Source organism: Mesorhizobium ciceri biovar biserrulae (assembly GCF_001618845.1).
Taxonomy (GTDB): Bacteria; Pseudomonadota; Alphaproteobacteria; order Rhizobiales; family Rhizobiaceae; genus Mesorhizobium; species Mesorhizobium ciceri.
Genome location: NZ_CP015064.1, coordinates 3,561,019 through 3,578,561 on the forward strand (window position 1 = coordinate 3,561,019; position 17,543 = coordinate 3,578,561).

Consider the following 17,543-nt stretch of genomic DNA (forward strand, 5'->3'; position numbering starts at 1 on the left):
CATGCCAAGTTTGAAAAGCCATGTCGTGTCTTTTGTCTTGCGGCACAGCCGTAAGCAGGCATTTGCCAGTCCGGAAAATCTGCAGCGCTGGATCGCGGCCGCGCGCAAGACCGAGAACCACCGGCCGCCCGCCTCGCTACACCAGCGTCTCGACATCGAGATGCATACGGTCGATGGCTTCCCCGTATACGAAATCCCACCCAAGTCCGGCGAACAGAAGCGGATTCTCTACTTGCACGGCGGCGCCTATGTCTTTGAAATCACGCCCTATCATTGGCACCTGATTGCCGACATGGCGGATCGGTTGGGCTACGCAATCACGGTGCCGATCTATCCAATCGCCCCCGAACATGATTTCCACGCCATGTTCGGAATGGTTGGCGATGTTTACCGGCAGATGCTCGCCGAGACGGAGGCCGAGGACATCGTCTTCATGGGCGATTCCGCCGGCGGCAACATGGCTGTGGTGCTGACCATGATGGCCGCCGAAGAAGGACTGTCCCTGCCGTCACGACATGTGCTCATTTCGCCGGGTCTCGACGTGTCGCTCACCAATCCCGCAGTGTTCGAGGCGGAACGCAACGACCCTTGGCTGGGCATAGCTGGCGGACGAGAGGCGATTCGTCTGTACAGTGCCGGCATCGATCCCAGCGACTGGCATATCAGCCCGGTCTATGGAGACCTGTCAGTGCTGCCAAGAACACTGCTTTTGACTGGCTCGCGCGATCTTTTGACGCCCGACAATCTGATCTTCGCGGAAAAAGCCCGCGCCGCCGGCGTTGAAATCGATCTTGTCTATGAGGAAGGCATGTTCCACGTCTGGCCGCTGATCGACATGCCGGAGGCCCGGCGCGCCCGCGAGCGCATCGTCGAATTTCTCGGGGAGAGCCGGATCGTGCAAGACACGAGACTAAAGCCTGAACAGCGCCCCGCCGAAGCGGCGGAGTAGCTCTATATTGTCGTCCTTACCAGCCGGTCAGAACTTGCCGGTTTCCCGGAACACTTCGAAGGTCGCGCGGATGTGGTCGGCGACGGCCTTGACCGGCGCGCTGGCGTCCGGCGCCACCACCATCGCCAGATTGTAGGTGCCGATGTCGGGCATGCCGTCCTTCGGGCAGAGTTCGACCATGTCGTTGCCGAGAAACGACTTCGGCAGCGGCGCCACGGCGAGATCGGACATGATCGCGGCGCGCTGGCCGGCCGTGTGCGCGCTCATATAGGCGATGCGGTAGTTGCGGCCCTCGCGGCCAAGCGCATCGAGCGCTCCGGCGCGCCAGGCGCAGCCCTCTTCCCAAAGCGACACCGGCAAGGGCTCGCGCAGATGCGCGCAGCCACCCTTGGCGCCGGCCCAGACAATCGGCTCGGTCAGCAGCACCTCGGCGCCGAGCGCGCTGGTCTTGTAGGAATTGGTCAGCAGCGTGATGTCGAGCGCCCGGTCGTCCATGCGCCGGCGCAGATTGCTGCTCTGGTCGATGGTGACGTCGACGGCGATCGACGGATGCGACTGCGCGAAACGCTTCAGCACATGCGGCAGCACGCGCTCGCCGTAATCGTCCGGCGAACCAAGCCGCACGACACCGACAATCTCGGGAATGATGAACTTCGACACCACCTCGCGGTTGATCGACAGCAGCCGGCGGGCATAGCCGAGCAGCATCTCGCCGTCCGTGGTCAGCGACACCGAGCGGGCGTCGCGCGCGAACACGGAGCGGCCGAGAATGTCCTCCAGCTTCTTGATCTGCATGGAGACGGCCGACGGCGTGCGAAAGACGGCATTGGCGGCGGTGGTGAAGCTGCCGGTCTCGGCAATCGCCACGAAAGTGCGCAAAACGTCGAGATCGAGCAGTGGCAGCGGATGATTGAGCGGGGCGTTCATGGCAACCGACCTTCAATTTTTCTGATACAAAACATCATTCCATTTCGTTTGATTGAACATCAGATTGGGAGGATAGTCAACTCCATCGAATGAGGCAGCTGCCACAAGCAGCCATGAAACGACCCCGACACAGACCTGCATTCGACACGAAATGAAGTTGAAACAAACCCGACGTAACCAACGCGCTGTCTGGCACCCGCCAGCCACCAAAGGAGAAAGAAATGTCTATCCTGTCGTCTCTTGGTCGCATCGCGACCGAATTCAGCGCGGCACGCGCCCGCTACCAGACCGAGCGCGCCATCCGTTCCTTGCCGATCGAACTGCAGAAGGATATCGGCTGGCCTGAGGCTTCCGACACCAAGACCGGCACTCGCAATGGCATCGGATCCTGGGCTGGAGCAAAGTAGATCGTGTGTACTATGTGCTGAAGGCCTGCCGCGCGAACCGCCCGGCAGGCCTTCTTTATTTTATTTGTATACAAATGAGTTTTGGAGCCATGTCGCCAACGCATGACGCATATGAGAAAGCCGCATAGCAGCTCCTGTTTTCACTTAATGTCTTGTAAATGATCGTAAATTTTGAGCACCTTGCCCAAATCTGTCGCAATCGATGTCGCATTTCATATCAAGCGGTTCGCTTTTGCGATTTAGTTTCTGCTTACACAAGCCTATATCAGCGCCAGCAAACGAGCTGCCCCACTCCATCAAGCGAAGGCGACCCGTCTGAGCAACCGAATGGAGATGATTATGAAGCTTTTTGCCCGCCTCTTTGCCCGCCGCGAAATGAACCTGACCACCGCTCTCGAGCGTCAGCGTCTCGCCAACACCATGCCCGGCCAGACTGGCGCCATGAATGCGGCGCGCCTCGGCTTCGTCGCCTGAAGATTTTCCAGGCAGCGCATCCCTGCCGCTGCTTTAAAACTGCAACGCCGCCTGGCTCCAGCCAGAGCGGCGTTTTTGTTCTGCGCACAGGCTGTACGCTGCCTGTCCCTTGAACAGTTCGTGCCACTTCCGGGCCCCGCTGCACGCCGATTGCCCATTTGCGACCCATGTCGCAAATTTAATCTTGTCGTAGCGGCGTAGCCGATTGACAGACATGGTTTTTCCTGATGTCGCTATGCTATTCGCGACATCCTGTTCGCGCCATGGCTGTGTGAGGTTCCCTTGAACGCCGTAAAGCATCCGATCAAGCGGTCGTTTGTATTCTTCCTTATTCCCGATTTCACCATGATCGCCTTTGCGACCGCGCTCGACCCGCTGCGCTCGGCCAATCGCATGCTCGGCTACGAGGCCTATCGCTGGCGCCTCGCCAGCATCGACGGCAAGCCGGTGCGCGCCTCGAACGGAGTCGAATGCGCGGTCAACACGTCGCTCGAGGATGAACGCAAGAAGATGGCAGGCCCCGATCGGCCGAACATGGCTATCGTCTGCAGCGGCATCAATGTCGAGCGCTACCAAAACAAGTCCGCCTTCGCCTGGCTGCGCGAGGAATACAATCGCGGCGTCGCCGTTGGCGGCCTGTGCACCGGCGCGCATATCCTCGCCGCCGCCGGCCTGTTGTCCAACAAGCGCTGTGCCATCCACTGGGAGAACCTGCCGGGCTTTTCCGAGGCGTTCCCGAAGGCCAATGTCTTTGCCGACCTCTTCGAGATCGACCAGAACATCTACACCTGCGCCGGTGGCACTGCCGCACTCGACATGATGCTGAAGCTGATCGGCGACGACTTTGACGAGAACCTCGTCAACCGCGTCTGCGAGCAGGTGCTGACCGACCGCGTGCGCAGCCCCACCGACCGCCAGCGCCTGCCGCTGCGCGCCCGCCTCGGCGTCCAGAACTCGAAAGTGCTGACCATCATCGAACTGATGGAGGGCAATCTGTCGGAGCCGCTGTCACTGATCGAGATCGCCGATCATGTCGACCTGTCGCGCCGCCAGATCGAGCGGCTGTTCCGCACCGAGATGGGCCGCTCCCCCGCCCGCTATTATCTCGAAATCCGGCTCGACCGCGCTCGGCACCTGCTGATCCAGTCCTCGATGCCAGTGGTCGAGGTGGCGGTCGCCTGCGGCTTCGTCTCGGCCTCGCATTTCTCCAAATGCTACCGCGAACTCTACGCCCGCTCGCCGCAGCAGGAGCGCGTCGACCGCAAGCAACTGCTGGCCGCCTGAGCAGAGGTGTCACGTGAGTACGAGAACGACTCGACCCGAAAGGCTGGCCGACCGGCGCATCTTTCCTCTCGATGTCGAAAAATGGGTAGCGTTCAAGGCGGCTCTGGACGCCCCGAAACGTGATCTTCCTCGCCTCAAGCGTCTGTTGAGCGAGCCAAGTATCTTTCCAGATGATCAGGCTGTGTCGGTCTGACTACGCCTGCGCCGTGCGCATCGCCTCGACCCGAATATCCTCGGTCAGCCGCGCTTTCAGCGCCGAGAATTCCGGGCTGGTCTTCAGCGTGTAATGGCGCGGATGCGGCAGGTCGATGGCGACATCCGACTTGATGCGGCCAGGCCGCGCCGTCATCACGATGACGCGCGAGGCCATGAAGATCGCCTCCTCGATGTCATGGGTGACGAACAGCACCGTCTTTTGGCGCCGTTCCCAGATGCCGAGCAGCAGTTCCTGCATCAGACCGCGCGTCTGGTTGTCGAGCGCGCCGAACGGCTCATCCAGCAACAGGATCTCCGGATCGTTAGCCAGCGCCCGGGCGATCGCCGTGCGCTGCTGCATGCCGCCGGAGAGCTGCTTCGGCCAATGGTTCTCGAACCCTTTCAGGCCGACGAGATTGACGTAGGAAGCGACGACCCCGTCCCGCTCCTTTTCGGGCATTCCGCGTTCGCGCAAGCCGAAAGCGATGTTCTGCGCCACAGTCAGCCAGGGAAACAGCGTGTAGGACTGAAAGACCATGCCGCGATCCGGCCCCGGCCGGGTCACCGCCTTGCCGTCGAGCAGCACACGGCCCTCGCTCGATGCTTCCAGGCCCGCGACAATCCTGAGCAGTGTCGACTTCCCGCAGCCGGACGGCCCCAGAATAGTGATGAAGTCGTTGGCGGCGACCGCCAGGTCGATCGGCATCAGCGCCTTGACCGGCTGACCGCCGCGCACGCCGGCAAAGGTGCGCGAAACGCCCTCGATGAGAAGCTTGTTCACGCCAGGCTCCACGGAAAGAGCCAGCGGTTGAAGGCCTTGAAGGCGAAGTCGGACAACAGCCCGATCAGTCCGATGACGATGATGCCGAAGATGATCTGACCCGTCGCCAGCCGCGACTGACTGTTGATGATCATGTAGCCGATGCCTGATGACGAGCCGATCAGTTCCGCGACGATGACATAGGTCCAGGCCCAGCCGAGCACCAGCCGCAGCGTCTCGGCGATCTCCGGCGCATTGGCCGGCATGATCACCCGGTTGACGATGCCGCTGTTGGTGGAACCCAGCGTGTAGGCGGCCTCGACCAGATCGCGTCGTGTGCCGCCAACTTTGACCGCGATGATGAGGACGATCTGGAACACCGAGCCGACGAAGATGACCAGCAGTTTTTCCAGCTCGCCGATGCCGGCCCACAAGATGAGCAGTGGGATGAATGCCGACGCAGGCAAGTAGCGGGCGAAGGAGACAAAAGGCTCCAGAAACGCCTCCACCGGCTTCCAGGCGCCCATCGCGATGCCAAGCGGCACCCCGACGACCGAGGCAAGCAGGAAGCCGCCGAAGACGCGCCAGATGGTGATCAGAACGTCGAGCCAGAAACGGTCTTCGACCAAAAGCCGCCAGCCATCCCGCAGCATCGACAGCGGATCGGCGAGGAAGATGCGGTTGACGTGGCCGCCTAGCGTGATCCAAGCCCAGAAGGCCACGAAAAGCACGAAGAAGGAAATGCCGAGCACGGTTCGGATGCCCGGCGAGACGGGATGCAAGGGGCGCATCGTCAAATCGTCGCCATTTTCAAATGGTCCCCATGCTCAAATCGCGCTTTGTCCAAGAGAAGGCGGCAGCGCCAGGCGCCGCCGCTTGATGGTCAAAGGCCGAACGATCAGTTCGAAACCGCGCTGGTGTCAGCCAACGTGGTGACGTCGGGCGCTTCCTTGATCAGTCCCATCTGCAGCAGCAGTTCGCCGGCGGTCTTGGAAAAGTCCTGGAATTCCTTGGTGAAGAACTGTTTGTTCTCCGCCCGGTCGGCCCATTTCAGGTATTTCGCCGAATCCTCGAATTCCTTGGCCGACTGTTTCACGTCGGCACCCATGGTCTCGTAGGATTTCTGCGGATCGCTCTTGATCAGGTCGAGTGCATCAAAATAGCTGTCGGCCAGCGCCTTGGCGGCATCCGGATTGGTTTTCAGGAATTCGGGTGTGCAGCCCACCGTGTCGAGCACCATCGGGTAGTCGAGCGTCGTCGCCAGGATATGGCCCTGGTCCGACTTGTCGCGCACCGCCGAGATGAACGGCTCGTAGGTGACGGCGGCGTCGTTCTGCCCGGCGAGGAAAGCTTGCGCCGCCGCATCAGGCTCCAGATTGACGACGGTGACGTCCTTCGTCGACATGCCGTTCTTGTTCAGCACCCAGGCGAGCATGAAATAGGGCGACGTGCCCGGCGCCGATGACGCGACGTTCTTGCCCTTGAGATCGGCGACGGTCTTGATGTTGTTGCGGGCGACGATGCCGTCGGCGCCGTAGGATTTGTCGAGCTGGAAGATCTGCTTGGTGGTGACGCCGCTGGCGTTCCACACCAGCCAGGTCTCCACCGTGGTGGCCGCGCATTGCAGGTCGCCGCTGGCGATGGCGAGCGGCCGGCTCGCTTGCGGCACCTTTTTCAAGGTCACGTCGAGTCCGTGTTTCTCGAAGATGCCCGCCTGCTTCGCAAGCGTCAGCGGCGCGAAGCCTGTCCAGCCGCTGATGCCGATAGTGACCGAGGTGGCAGCCATCGCCGGTGCGGACAGGCCGGCGGCAAGTGTCAGAGTTGCGGTAAGAACGGCGATCCTGTTCATGTCGGTTCCCCTTTTGTTTTTGCTGGGGAATTGTCTCACAGACGCCAATCGGCTTGTCAATGAACAGCTTGGTGAGGCAACCGGCAGGCCCGGCTCTGCTGTCGGCCAATGGCTACCACCGCCAGAAATCCATCGTGGCTAATCCAAAATGGCCTCAATAATCGTCGCAGGTGCACTCCGCCGACGATATACGGTCATTCCAGTCGCTGCCGCCGAAATCGCGGATCCGGCGCCGGATCTCGATCGAGCGGCCACCCATCCGGGAGTCCTCATAGGCAATGAGTGTGCAACCCCGGCGCACGATCACCGACGACACACGGTCGTTCCAGAACTGGCCGCCGCGAAAGTTCACGGAATCGTCGGGGCCCATACCGATGGACCGACCGCGAAAATTCGCGTGCTCGAACATCATGCAGGCGGGCTCATCATTGTATTGGGCGCTGGCGGCGTCGGCAAAAAGCACGGACGCGACAGCAGTCAGGATGGCTAGACGTTTCATCTGATGTTTCCTCGGTTTTTGCCGCGGCCCCTCCGACTGGATAGCGCGGTCCGGCCAATTTGCCAATGCTTCGGTCGCCTAGCGGCTGTCAAACATCCAGCTGCGGTTGCGCCACATTTTCTCGCCGACCAGGCAGTCGGTGGCGGGCTTGTCCTGCGCCAATACCATCGGCGGATGCGTGGCTTCTTCTGCCGCCCATTGCGGCGAGGCCGGGCCGGCGAGTTCCAGCACCAGCTTGCGACGGATGGCTTCGGGAAACTGCGTCCAGTCGTTGACCGGAATCATGAAGGCTCCGGGTCCGCCGATGACGCAGTCGCTGTAGTAGCGATCGAGATTGCTGACGTCGTAGGCGCCGGAAAAACCGCCTCGCGTCATCAGCGGCAGGCCGTTGATGACGATGCCTTGCTTGATCAGATCGTCGCGGGTCAGGTTGACCGGCGCGCCTTGATTGTTGGGGCCATCGCCCGAAATGTCGATGACCCGCTTCGTGCCCTGGTAGCCGCTTTCGGCGAACAGGTCGTTGCCGAACTCCAGCGCTCCGGAGATCGAGGTGCGCCGCGCGCTGTTGGGCGGCTGAGCGGATAGTTGCGCAACCACCCGCTCGGCGTCGGTGCGGCTGACGATCACCGTCCACGGCACGATGACGCGCTGCCAGTTGGTGCCGGCCCATTCGACATAGGTGACGGCGATCTTGCCATAAGCGCCATCGGCAATGGCCTGCAGCACATTGTCGTGCGTCAGTGCCGCGGCGTAGCCGTGACGCTGGATCTCGAGTTCGTCCGGAGACATCGACAGCGAGACATCGACGGCCAGCACCAGCTCGACATCGACGGGCTCGTCAGCTTGGGCCGCGGGCGTCAACCAGAGCGTCAGTGCGAACGCGGCGCAGCCTGAAAGGAAATGTCTTGCGCAGGCAAAAGCAGACATGCCGCGAAGGTAAGCGAAAACCGTCGGCTTAAAAAGAGAAAAGCCCGGCCGATGGCCAGGCTTTTGCCTTCATGCCCTTTGCGCCGGCTAGCAATCAGCTGCGCGGCTTCAAATTCTCCGGATCGTAGAGCGGCTTGTAGCCGACAGCCGCCACTTCGACCGGATATGTCTCACCGAAATACTCGATCGTGAGCTTGCGGCCTTCCTGGGCGTACGCCCACGGCAGATAGGCAAGACCGATATTCTTGCCGATGGTCGGGCCATAGGCCATCGAGGTGGTGAAGGACCGCCGGCCGAGTTCGTCGACCAGCGTCTCGCCGGTCTTCGGATCCATCACCGGCATGGTGCCGACGGGATAGCGGGCAACGCCTTTGGAATCGACATTCTCGGTCATCACCAGCGTGCACAGCATGGCCGGTTGGTGCTCGCGGGCGCGGTATTCGACGTGCTTCGCCTTGCCGCAGAAATCGTTCTCCTTGACCTTTGGACGAGCGAGATCCGCTTCGAGCAGATTGTACTCGGTCAGAAGGTCGGCGTTCTGCAGGCGCAGGCTCTTTTCCATGCGGCGCGTGTTGGCATAGGTCTCCACGCCGAAAGGCATCACGCCGGTCGAGCGCAGCGCGTCCCACACAGCGAGACCGTCCTCGTAGCGCATATGCAGTTCCCAGCCCTGCTCGCCGACATAGGAGATGCGGAAAGCGGTGACGTCCTTGCCGCCGATCCGGACCGGCTTGATCGCCGCGAATGGGAAGTTCTCAACAGAGAGCCCGTCCGGGTTTTCGACCACCTTCTGCAAGGTCGCCCGGGCGTTCGGTCCCCAGATGCCGATGGTGACGAACTTCTCGGTCACGTCGGTGATGGTGACGTCGAAACCTTTGTCCTGTGCCGTGCGGCGCATGTACTGGAAGTCGCGCGGGCCAGCGTCCGCGCCGTCGATCAAACGACAGCGGTCGGCCATGCGAATGACGGTAAAGTCGGCCCGCACCATGCCTTCCTCGTCGAGGAAGTGGGTGTAGATGCCCTTGCCGATGTTGTTGTCGCCGCCAATCTTGGCTGCGCACAACCATTCCAGCAGCGCGACATGGTCTGGACCTTCGATGTCGTACATGGCGAAATGCGACAGGTTGACGATGCCGCAATCCTCGCTCATGGCGAGATGTTCGGCATTGGAGACGCGCCAGAAATGGCGGTTGTCCCATTCGTTCTCACGCACCGGCACCCGGTTGCCGTATTTCTCCAGGAGATGCTCGTTGGCGGCATAGCCGTGGGCGCGCTCCCAGCCGCCGAGTTCCATGAAATAGCCGCCGAGTTCCTTCTCGCGTTCCCAGAACGGCGAGCGCCTGATGTTGCGGCCTTTGGAGAACGGCTCGCGCGGATGTACCGCCGGATTGTAGACCTTCATCGCCGTCTCGGTGCAGCGGTCCCAGATGAACTGCTCCTTGGTCTGGTGCGGATAGAACCGTGCATAGTCGATGGCATGGTGATCGATTGCGGTGCGGCCGTCGGTCATCCAGTCGGCGATAAGCTTGCCCATGCCGGGACCATCCTTGACCCAGATGGCAACGGCATACCACAGACCCCGCACCTTCTGGCTTTCGCCCATCGACGGGCCGCCATCCGCGGTTACCTGGAGAAGTCCATTGAACGAATGGCTCTCATTATAGCCGAGTTCGCCGAGGATCGGCGTCAGTTCCATGGCGCGTTCGAGCGGCGCCAGGATCTGTTCCATGTCGAGATCGCGTTGCGACGGCGAAAGCCGCGCCTGGTCCTTCTCCAGCAGGTCGCGCGGGTGGCAAAGGCGCGGATTGGTCTCTTCGTAATAACCCCATTCGATCTGCCCGCCCTCGGCGGTCTTGGGATCACCGGTGTCGCGCATATAGGCCGAGTTGCCCTGGTCGCGCAGCAGCGGCCAGCCGATCTCCTTGCCGGTGCCGGCGAACTCGTTGTAGGGGCCGAAGAAGGTCAGCGGATGGTCGATCGGCATGACCGGCAGGTCTTCGCCGACCATTTCCGCTATCAGCCGGCCCCAAATCCCGGCGCAGACGACGACATAGTCGGCCTCGATGGTGCCGCGGTCCGTCACCACGCCTGATATGCGGCCGTCCTTGACGACCAGCGACCGGGCCGATGTGTTGGCGAAGGATTTGAGCTTGCCCGACGCTTCCGCCTGGTCGACCAGCTTGCCGGCGACCGTCTGCGAACGCGGGATGACCAGACCGGCATCGGGATCCCAAAGACCACCTTGGACAATCGCTTCTTCGATGAGCGGAAATTTTTCCTTGATCTCGGCCGGCTCGATCAGGCGGGCGCGCGTGCCAAACGCCTTGGCGGAGGCGATCTTGCGCTTGATTTCTTCCATTCGGCTGTCGTCGCCGACACGCGCGACCTCGAGGCCGCCGATCCGCGCATAATGACCCATCTTCTCGTAGAAATCGATGGAGTAGAGCGTCGTCCAGCACGACAGGAAATCGTGGCTGGTGGTGTAGCAGAAGTCGGAGGCGTGCGCCGTCGAGCCGATATCGGTCGGGATACCTGATTTGTCGATGCCGACAATGTCATCCCAGCCGCGTTCGATCAGGTGATGGGCGATCGATGCGCCGACAATACCGCCCAGGCCGACGATGACGACCCTCGCCTTTTTCGGAAACTCTGCCATTGCCCGCGACTCCAAAGTGATAAAGCGGGCGGACTATAGGGCGGAGCGGCAGGGCGATTGAAGCCTGTTTGCGACATTGGCAAAAAGCCGAGCGACCAGACGGCAGAATGCTTCACATCGGGCGCCTGGGGCGGTTCGCTTTTCGGTGGGCTAACTCAGGCGAAGGCCCAGATGTCTTCGGCCTGGAAGCCGACCTGATAGCCTGATGTCTTCAGCTTGACCACGACCTGGCCGATCTCGGCGGCCGGCAGCGCGCCAACCTCGACCTTGATCATGCCGGGGCGGTAGCGCTTGAGGTCGAGCTGTTCGAAGACGATCCAGTCGGCGCCCTCGCAATCGACGAGGAAGGCATCGATATGGATGATGCCGTTGCGGTCGAGCAGCGTCTGCAAGGTCTCGGATGGCACCTCGATGTCCCTGAGGTGCGGGGCGAACTTGTTGAAGTTGGCGTCGGCCTCGCCCCAGGCATTCTTGCCCGACATCAGATTGGTGTCGGTGACCGACGAACAGCCGATGAATTCGATGGGCAGCGTGCCGGACTCGAGCGCGGCGGCATCGAAGGTGTGGACGGTGATCGTCCCCTTGGCCTTTGTCACCGCCACCGGCTCGATGATGAACCGGCCGGTGTCGGGATAATTGGCGCGCAGCCGTTTCTGATTGTACGGGATCGGCTCGACCAGCATCGCGCGTGCGCCAGCTATGCGGTGCAGCCACGGCGTCACATCGTCGAACAGCGCGCCGTCGCAGGCGCCGACATTGACCATCTGGAACGGCCGCCCTGCCCCACCGAACCGCGCCTTCAGCGCCGCCTTGGCCAGGAACTTCGTGCCGCGCAGCGATGGTCCGCGGTCGAGAACGCCACTGGGAAGACCGAGCGACAGGGCAACGCGCGCCAGGCTGGATAGCGAACTCATGACTTGTCTCCAGGAATGATTTGCATGGCAGCGCGATTCTGACCGCGAGCCGCGGCCGCCCACAACGCCATGAGCGGCGTCGCCAGCAGCAGGAATGGCGGGATCAGATGCGGGAAATAGATGCGCGTGTCGTGGATCGGGAAGACGGTGAACTTCGCCAGCGCGCCGAGCACCAGTGCCGCAAACAGGATGCCGGCGCGGCGGTCGAGGCGGAAGCCGGCGCGGGCGGCGGCAAGCCAGCCGGCCAGTGCCAGCACCGACACCCCGACCCAGCTGTTCAGGCTGACGGCACGCAGCAGCGAGGTGGCAAATGCCCTGAGATAGGCAACGATGGAGAATGGCGGCTCGAACCCGTCCATATTGTAATGCTGCTCTATGCTGGAGAACCACAGATGCGGCCACCAGCCGGGATGATGCGCCCAGTGCGAGATGGCAAAATAGGCAACGAGGGAAGCGGCAAAGCCGGCCAGCGCGCCCCACGATTTCTGCCGAAAGGCGACCAGCAGCACGGCAAAAACAGCAAGGAAAACAATGTTGTCCGGCCGCACCATGAAGGCGAGGAAGAGCAGGATCGCGGTCGCCATCTCGCGCCCGCGGACATAGGCATAGAGCCCGCCGAGCAGCAGCGCTGACGTGAGCAGATCCGGCGTCGAAGCGCGCGCCGCATCGCCGAAATCGGCCATGATCAGCACCGCGCCGACCACAGGCGCCAAGGCCAGTGCCCCCTCGGAGCGCAGCCACATCAGGGCGATCGCGCCGAACAGCAGAACCGAGACCACTGAGACCAGGCGCATCGCCTCGACCGGCGACATCACCGCGCTCATCGTCGACAGGACCTCGGCGTAGAGGAACTTGATCCGGTACATGCCGAGCAGCGAATGGAAATCGGCGGCATTCTCCGCCATGTGGCTGCGGAAGCCGCCACCATCGTCGGTCAGCGCCTTGTAGTCGCCTGCGGACACGCCCGATTTGACAGTGTTGTAGGCATAGTCATGCAGCGCCTGTGCATCGGGATAGGTGCCTTCCTCTGATATAGCGAGATAGGGCAGCATGTCCCAGTTGGCGTCGGGCATCACCCATGCCGTGAACGCTGTAAAAAGGATGTAGAGCGCGAAGGCCGCAGCGCCGATCGGTGCCGCCAGCCGCGCATAAGTCCCCTCGCCCCACGCCAGGCCGGCTCCGGTGAGCCGGTCGAGTGGGTTTTGTGGAGCGGGCGACTTGGTCAGCATCGTTGTACCCAGCGAACTCGCTTAACGAACCTGGCTTTTGACGAAATCCTTCACGATCGACACGATGCCGCGCGACAGCAGGCTGTCGAAGGCATCGACGAAGCGGTCGACATGCTCGCGCTGGCAGATCAACGGCGGCTCCAGCCGGATGACGTTTCGGTTGTACTCGGTGAAGGCGACCAGCACGTCGTAGTCGCGCAGCAGCAGCGCGCCGACGAAGCCCGACAGCGAGCCCTTCAGCTTGTCGTCGAGCACGCTGACGATCGGCCGCAGCACCATCGGCAAGGTCTGCGAGAAGTCGTGGAACTCCAGGCCGACCATAAACCCCTTGCCGCGCACATCCTTGATGATCTTGGGGTACTTTTCCCTGAGCGCCTGCAGGCGCTGCAGCAAATAGTCGCCGGTGACGGCGGCATTGTCGATCAGGCCCTCGTCGTAGAGCACGTTGAGCCCTTCGATCGAGGTGACGCAGGCCTCGCCCATTCCGCCGAAGGTCGCCATGGCATGGATCATCGCCGTTTTCGGCGTGCCATAGGCCTTCATGTAGACCTCGCGCCGCGCAATCATCGCGCCGACCGCCGCCTTGCCGGCGCCGAGCGACTTGGCCAGCGCCGTCACATCGGGAACGACGCCGTAATGTTCGAAGGCGTAGAAGCGGCCCGAACGGCCGTAGCCGCACTGCACTTCGTCGGCGACCCACAGCACGCCATACTGGTCGCACAACGCGCGCAGCTTCTGCCAATATTCGGCAGGCGCCTGGATGATGCCGCCGCCGCCCTGGATGGTTTCCAGCACGATGACGCCGACCTCCGGGTCGGAACGGAACAGGCGCTCGACCGCCTCGATGTCGGCAAACGGGATGCGGACCGTGTTTTCGGCCACCTTGAAGTCGGCGCGGTAGAGCTGGCCGTCGGTGATGCCGAGCACGCCCTTGGTCTTGCCATGGAAGGAATTCTCGGCATAGACGACCTTCGGCCGCTTCGGACCGGCGGCGCGCTCGGCGAGCTTAACCGCCGCTTCCATCGCTTCCGAGCCGGACGAACCCAGAAACACCATGTCGAGATCGCCGGGCGAGCATTTGGCGATGTTGTGCGCAAGTGCCGCCGCATATTGCGACATGAAGGCGATAGCGATTTCCTGGCGCTTCTCCTCCTGGAATTTCTTGCGTGCTTCCAGGATGCGCGGATGGTTGTGGCCAAAGGCCAGCGAACCGAAGCCGCCGAAGAAGTCGAGGATCTTGCGGCCGTTCTGGTCGATGTAGAACATGCCTTCGGCGCGCTCGATCTTGATCTTGTGGAGGCCGAGCAGCTTCATGAAATGCAGCTGGCCGGGGTTGAGATGCGCCTTGAACAGGTCGGTCATTGCCGCGACGTCCATCGCCTTGGCCTGCTCGACGCTGATCAGGTTGGGCTTGGCGATGGTGGCGGGCGACAGCGCCGGCGCACTGACCATGGTGCGCGCATTCGTCTGTTCGGGCTTGGCCATGACGGTCATTTCAATCTCCTGTCTGCACGCACGACCGCAATCGTGCGCAACGAAAGCTGTTTTGCGAGCCGCTATTCGGCGGGCACATGTGTGGTGGCGACCGCGTGCCCGGCTTTCTTGGCGCGGTACTCGCTATAGGCGGCGATCAGCATGTCCTCGTCGCGATATTGCGGCGCCCAGCCGAGCTGACGCCCGGCCTTGGACACGTCGAGCACGCATTCCTCGTCGGCGATCAGATACTGTTCCGGGTCCATGATCGGCATGTTCATCAGGTCGAGCAGGTCCAGCGTGCGCTTGACCGCCCAACCCGGTGTCGGGATCAGGATCGATTTCGAGCCGGCATGCCTGATCAGATCGCCGAGCAGCTTCTTGACCGGCGGTGGATTGAGTGAACCCAGATTATAGGCCTCGTTTGGCACGCCGGCCTTCCAGGCCGCGCGGGCGGCTTCGGCGCAGTCGAACACCGAGATGAACTGATAAGGGTTCCTGCCCGAACCGATCATCGGCACCGGAAAATTCCAGTCGATCAGCTTGAACAGTTTTTCGAGAATGCCGAGCCGGCCGGGACCGATGATCAGGCGCGGGCGAAACAGCGAGATCGACATGCCGCGCTTGCGCCACTCGGCCGCCAGCTCCTCGGTCTTCTGCTTCGACCAGCCATATTCGCCCAGCGGCGCCACCGGGTGCTCCTCGGTCATAGGCTGCGTGACCGTGTGGCCGTAGATCATGTCGGTGGTGTAGTGGACGAGTTTTGACGCACCGGCTCCGTCCATGGCCTGCATGATGTGCTCGGTGCCATGGAAATTTACAGGGAAGAAGAAGTCATGCCGCTTGGCGCGCACCTGGATCGGCGACAGCATCTTGGCCGACAAATTGTAGACCATGTCGTCGGCCTTCAGCCCAATCGCGGCGACCGAGGCCGGATCGGTGACGTCGCATTGGATAAAGCGGACGCTGCGGTAATGCGGCAGGTCGCTCTTGACGATGTCGGCGACGACAACCTCTTCACCATCGGCCACAAGCTTCGGGGCAAGATGGCGGCCGACGAAACCGTCACCGCCGAAAATCATATGTCTCATCGAACGATCTCGTTTGCTTGGATCTTGTCGGGCGTGATGGAAGCGGCCTGGTCCTCATGCCCTCGTCCACTTTGCGCGATCAGCACCGTGCCGACGCAGATGAAGGCGATGCCGGCGACCCGCCAGCCATTGAGGTCCTCGCGGAAGACGAAATAAGCGAAGATGGCGACGGCAACATAGGCGAGGCTGAGGAACGGATAAGCGAAGGAGAGCTCGACCTTGGACAGCACATAGAGGTGCGAGGCCATCGAGATGACGAAGGTACACAGGCCAAGGAACACCCAGGGGCTGAAGACGATCTGCAGCAGCTTGACGAGCGGATTGACGCCCTCGAACGAGATCGGTCCGAGCGACATCATGCCTTGCTTCAGCATCAGCTGCGCCGCGGCATTGGTCATGACTGTAAAGAGAATGAAGACGATGTATTTCATGAGTTCCAAGCCACCCCTTCACGCTTCCTACTACAAACCCGCAAACATTTGGTGAAGTCCCAACATTGTTTTGAGTGAATCGCGCTATTAACCATCTGTTAACCAATAATTATTCGGATTTTATCTATTCTGCTGCCTCGACCGAGCCTCGCCGCACATCCAATTTCTTCGCTGTGCGCGCCCAGAAGTCGGACATGAAGGCGTGGTCGCGGAGCGCTTCCAGCCGCTGCCATTCGGGAAAGGACGAAGCGAAGATTTCGGCCCCCATGCGGGCGTCCTTGTACGGATTGACCGCGCCGCCGGCCTCGACCGTGATGCGGTCGAGCTCCCGCAGCAGTGTCAGCGTCGCGGCGCCCCTGTTGGGGAAATCCAGTGTTAGCGTGTAGCCGGGACGCGGAAACGACAGCAGCGCCGGCGAGCGGATGGAGCCGAAGCGTTTCAGCACCGTGAGGAACGAGCCCTGCCCGGCTTGCCTTGCAGCCGCCAGCAATGCCGGCACGGCCTCGCGCGCCGTCTGTTCCGGCACCACGCTCTGGTGCTGGAACAGCCCTTTCGGCCCATAAAGCCGGTTCCAATCGCGCACGCCGTCGAGCGGGAAGAAGAAGCCCTGGTAGCCGGCCTGGCGCGGCACCGTTGCCCGGCTCTTCCTCCACCTGTAGGCAGCGTTGAAGGCGGTCAGGAACGGCCGGTTGAGCACGTTGAACGGCGGCTGGACCGGCACCGAGAAATTGCCGCCGGCGCGCGAAGCGGCATGCGAGCCGTGCTCGGCGTGATTGCCAGTGAGCAGCAGGCCGCGACCGCTGTTGCGACCGCCGGCAAGCTGGTCGATCCAGGCGACCGCATATTCGTTGGCCTGATCGGCCGCCGCGGCCAGGTCGAAGAATTCGCAGAGGTCACGAAACGGCGTCGCCCTTTCGACGATGTCGAGGGAATGCACCCGCATCAGCCGGATCGAGGCCGACAGAATGAGGCCGGTCAGCCCCATGCCGCCGATCGTCGCCGCAAACAGCCGCGCATTGTCTGTCGCCGAGCAGCGATGGGTCTTTCCATCGGACCTGAGCAGCGTGAAGCTCTCGACATGGCAGCCGAAGGTGCCGCGCCGGTGATGGTTCTTGCCATGCACGTCATTGGCGATGGCCCCGCCGAGCGTGACGAATTGCGTGCCTGGCACAACGGCGGGGAAGAAGCCGTAGGGGGCAGCGTGGGCGATGATGTCGGACAACAGCACGCCGGCATCCGCCTTGAGAACACCGGTTTCGGCGTTGAAGGCGTGGATCCGGTTCAGCGATCGCATATCGACGACCGCTCCGGCCCCGTTCTGGCAGGAATCGCCGTAGGAGCGGCCATTGCCATAGGCAAGCAGCGACGCCGGCCTGGCCTGACCGCCCTTCAGCAGCGCGATCGCCTCGTCGGCACCGATGGCGCGCGGCGCCGGCGGCGTGGCAAGGCCAAAGCTTGGGAAACGTCCGGCGGCCATG

18 protein-coding genes are annotated in these 17,543 nt (G+C 62.1%); 5 read left to right on the plus strand and 13 right to left on the minus strand.

Annotation, left to right across the window (positions count from 1 at the left end):
- Position 1 precedes the first annotated feature (1 nt).
- A complete protein-coding gene (locus tag A4R29_RS16655) occupies positions 2-949 on the plus strand; it encodes an alpha/beta hydrolase (protein ID WP_063172387.1) in 948 nt (315 codons plus the stop codon).
- 27 nt (positions 950-976) lie between these two features.
- Here the strand turns inward: A4R29_RS16655 and A4R29_RS16660 are convergent, their stop codons facing one another.
- Positions 977-1,876, minus strand: a complete 900-nt coding sequence (locus A4R29_RS16660) for a LysR substrate-binding domain-containing protein (RefSeq protein WP_013531163.1) — start codon at positions 1,874-1,876, stop codon at positions 977-979.
- A 221-nt stretch (positions 1,877-2,097) separates the two neighbouring features.
- Between A4R29_RS16660 and A4R29_RS16665 the strand changes: the two genes are divergently transcribed.
- The 4 genes from A4R29_RS16665 (at position 2,098) to A4R29_RS34180 (ending at position 4,234) form a co-directional block, all read left to right on the plus strand.
- Entirely contained in the window at positions 2,098-2,283 is a 186-nt protein-coding gene (locus A4R29_RS16665) for a hypothetical protein (protein ID WP_013531162.1), read from the plus strand.
- Between the two features lie 339 nt (positions 2,284-2,622).
- Positions 2,623-2,757: a hypothetical protein gene (locus tag A4R29_RS35365; RefSeq protein WP_013531161.1), complete on the plus strand. Its 135-nt coding sequence runs from the start codon at positions 2,623-2,625 to the stop codon at positions 2,755-2,757.
- Positions 2,758-3,102: 345 nt separating this feature from the next.
- Positions 3,103-4,041 carry a GlxA family transcriptional regulator gene (locus tag A4R29_RS16670; protein ID WP_348625597.1) on the plus strand — a complete coding sequence of 313 codons (939 nt, stop codon included), beginning with the start codon at positions 3,103-3,105 and terminating at the stop codon, positions 4,039-4,041.
- A gap of 13 nt (positions 4,042-4,054) precedes the next feature.
- Positions 4,055-4,234: a type II toxin -antitoxin system TacA 1-like antitoxin gene (locus A4R29_RS34180; RefSeq protein ID WP_224674842.1), complete on the plus strand. Its 180-nt coding sequence runs from the start codon at positions 4,055-4,057 to the stop codon at positions 4,232-4,234.
- Here the strand turns inward: A4R29_RS34180 and A4R29_RS16675 are convergent, their stop codons facing one another.
- The 12 genes from A4R29_RS16675 to A4R29_RS16730 form a co-directional block, all read right to left on the minus strand.
- Positions 4,235-5,017: an ABC transporter ATP-binding protein gene (locus A4R29_RS16675; RefSeq protein WP_013531158.1), complete on the minus strand. Its 783-nt coding sequence runs from the start codon at positions 5,015-5,017 to the stop codon at positions 4,235-4,237.
- Positions 5,014-5,787, minus strand: coding sequence for an ABC transporter permease (locus A4R29_RS16680; RefSeq protein ID WP_063172388.1), 774 nt, complete (start codon positions 5,785-5,787; stop codon positions 5,014-5,016). The genes A4R29_RS16675 and A4R29_RS16680 overlap by 4 nt, the downstream gene beginning before the upstream one ends.
- Positions 5,788-5,894: 107 nt before the next feature.
- Positions 5,895-6,845: an ABC transporter substrate-binding protein gene (locus A4R29_RS16685; RefSeq protein WP_024501319.1), complete on the minus strand. Its 951-nt coding sequence runs from the start codon at positions 6,843-6,845 to the stop codon at positions 5,895-5,897.
- 154 nt (positions 6,846-6,999) lie between these two features.
- Entirely contained in the window at positions 7,000-7,344 is a 345-nt protein-coding gene (locus A4R29_RS16690) for a peptidase inhibitor family I36 protein (protein ID WP_024501320.1), read from the minus strand.
- 78 nt (positions 7,345-7,422) lie between these two features.
- Positions 7,423-8,271 carry a DUF1194 domain-containing protein gene (locus A4R29_RS16695; protein ID WP_063172389.1) on the minus strand — a complete coding sequence of 283 codons (849 nt, stop codon included), beginning with the start codon at positions 8,269-8,271 and terminating at the stop codon, positions 7,423-7,425.
- A 94-nt stretch (positions 8,272-8,365) separates the two neighbouring features.
- Positions 8,366-10,927: a GcvT family protein gene (locus tag A4R29_RS16700; RefSeq protein ID WP_063172390.1), complete on the minus strand. Its 2,562-nt coding sequence runs from the start codon at positions 10,925-10,927 to the stop codon at positions 8,366-8,368.
- Between the two features lie 155 nt (positions 10,928-11,082).
- The gene (locus A4R29_RS16705; protein WP_024501322.1) at positions 11,083-11,841 is read right to left on the minus strand and encodes an FkbM family methyltransferase; all 759 of its coding nucleotides are present in this window, start codon (positions 11,839-11,841) and stop codon (positions 11,083-11,085) included.
- On the minus strand, positions 11,838-13,070 hold the full coding sequence (locus A4R29_RS16710; RefSeq protein WP_063172391.1) for a DUF2029 domain-containing protein: 1,233 nt from the start codon (positions 13,068-13,070) through the stop codon (positions 11,838-11,840). The genes A4R29_RS16705 and A4R29_RS16710 overlap by 4 nt, the downstream gene beginning before the upstream one ends.
- A gap of 21 nt (positions 13,071-13,091) precedes the next feature.
- Positions 13,092-14,522 (minus strand): aspartate aminotransferase family protein, encoded by a 1,431-nt coding sequence (locus A4R29_RS16715; protein WP_174564976.1) that lies wholly within the window; start codon positions 14,520-14,522, stop codon positions 13,092-13,094.
- Between the two features lie 104 nt (positions 14,523-14,626).
- Complete coding sequence (locus A4R29_RS16720) at positions 14,627-15,634, minus strand: NAD-dependent epimerase/dehydratase family protein (protein WP_013531149.1); 1,008 nt, start codon at positions 15,632-15,634, stop codon at positions 14,627-14,629.
- Entirely contained in the window at positions 15,631-16,065 is a 435-nt protein-coding gene (locus tag A4R29_RS16725) for an EamA family transporter (protein WP_063172393.1), read from the minus strand. Before A4R29_RS16725 ends, A4R29_RS16720 begins: the two co-directional genes overlap by 4 nt.
- A gap of 124 nt (positions 16,066-16,189) precedes the next feature.
- The gene (locus A4R29_RS16730) at positions 16,190-17,542 is read right to left on the minus strand and encodes an FAD-binding oxidoreductase (protein ID WP_063172394.1); all 1,353 of its coding nucleotides are present in this window, start codon (positions 17,540-17,542) and stop codon (positions 16,190-16,192) included.
- Position 17,543 lies beyond the last annotated feature (1 nt).

Bases quoted from the DNA above. Each gene is read 5' to 3' on its own strand.
- A4R29_RS16720 (WP_013531149.1), bottom strand. From the start codon at position 15,634: ATGAGACATATGATTTTCGGCGGTGACGGTTTCGTCGGCCGCCATCTT.
- A4R29_RS16700 (WP_063172390.1), bottom strand. From the start codon at position 10,927: ATGGCAGAGTTTCCGAAAAAGGCGAGGGTCGTCATCGTCGGCCTGGGC.
- A4R29_RS16685 (WP_024501319.1), bottom strand. From the start codon at position 6,845: ATGAACAGGATCGCCGTTCTTACCGCAACTCTGACACTTGCCGCCGGC.
- A4R29_RS16705 (WP_024501322.1), bottom strand. From the start codon at position 11,841: ATGAGTTCGCTATCCAGCCTGGCGCGCGTTGCCCTGTCGCTCGGTCTT.
- A4R29_RS16660 (WP_013531163.1), bottom strand. From the start codon at position 1,876: ATGAACGCCCCGCTCAATCATCCGCTGCCACTGCTCGATCTCGACGTT.
- A4R29_RS16690 (WP_024501320.1), bottom strand. From the start codon at position 7,344: ATGAAACGTCTAGCCATCCTGACTGCTGTCGCGTCCGTGCTTTTTGCC.
- A4R29_RS16655 (WP_063172387.1), top strand. From the start codon at position 2: ATGCCAAGTTTGAAAAGCCATGTCGTGTCTTTTGTCTTGCGGCACAGC.
- A4R29_RS16710 (WP_063172391.1), bottom strand. From the start codon at position 13,070: ATGCTGACCAAGTCGCCCGCTCCACAAAACCCACTCGACCGGCTCACC.
- A4R29_RS16665 (WP_013531162.1), top strand. From the start codon at position 2,098: ATGTCTATCCTGTCGTCTCTTGGTCGCATCGCGACCGAATTCAGCGCG.
- A4R29_RS35365 (WP_013531161.1), top strand. From the start codon at position 2,623: ATGAAGCTTTTTGCCCGCCTCTTTGCCCGCCGCGAAATGAACCTGACC.
- A4R29_RS16715 (WP_174564976.1), bottom strand. From the start codon at position 14,522: ATGGTCAGTGCGCCGGCGCTGTCGCCCGCCACCATCGCCAAGCCCAAC.
- A4R29_RS16730 (WP_063172394.1), bottom strand. From the start codon at position 17,542: ATGGCCGCCGGACGTTTCCCAAGCTTTGGCCTTGCCACGCCGCCGGCG.
- A4R29_RS16695 (WP_063172389.1), bottom strand. From the start codon at position 8,271: ATGTCTGCTTTTGCCTGCGCAAGACATTTCCTTTCAGGCTGCGCCGCG.
- A4R29_RS16670 (WP_348625597.1), top strand. From the start codon at position 3,103: ATGATCGCCTTTGCGACCGCGCTCGACCCGCTGCGCTCGGCCAATCGC.
- A4R29_RS16680 (WP_063172388.1), bottom strand. From the start codon at position 5,787: ATGCGCCCCTTGCATCCCGTCTCGCCGGGCATCCGAACCGTGCTCGGC.
- A4R29_RS16725 (WP_063172393.1), bottom strand. From the start codon at position 16,065: ATGAAATACATCGTCTTCATTCTCTTTACAGTCATGACCAATGCCGCG.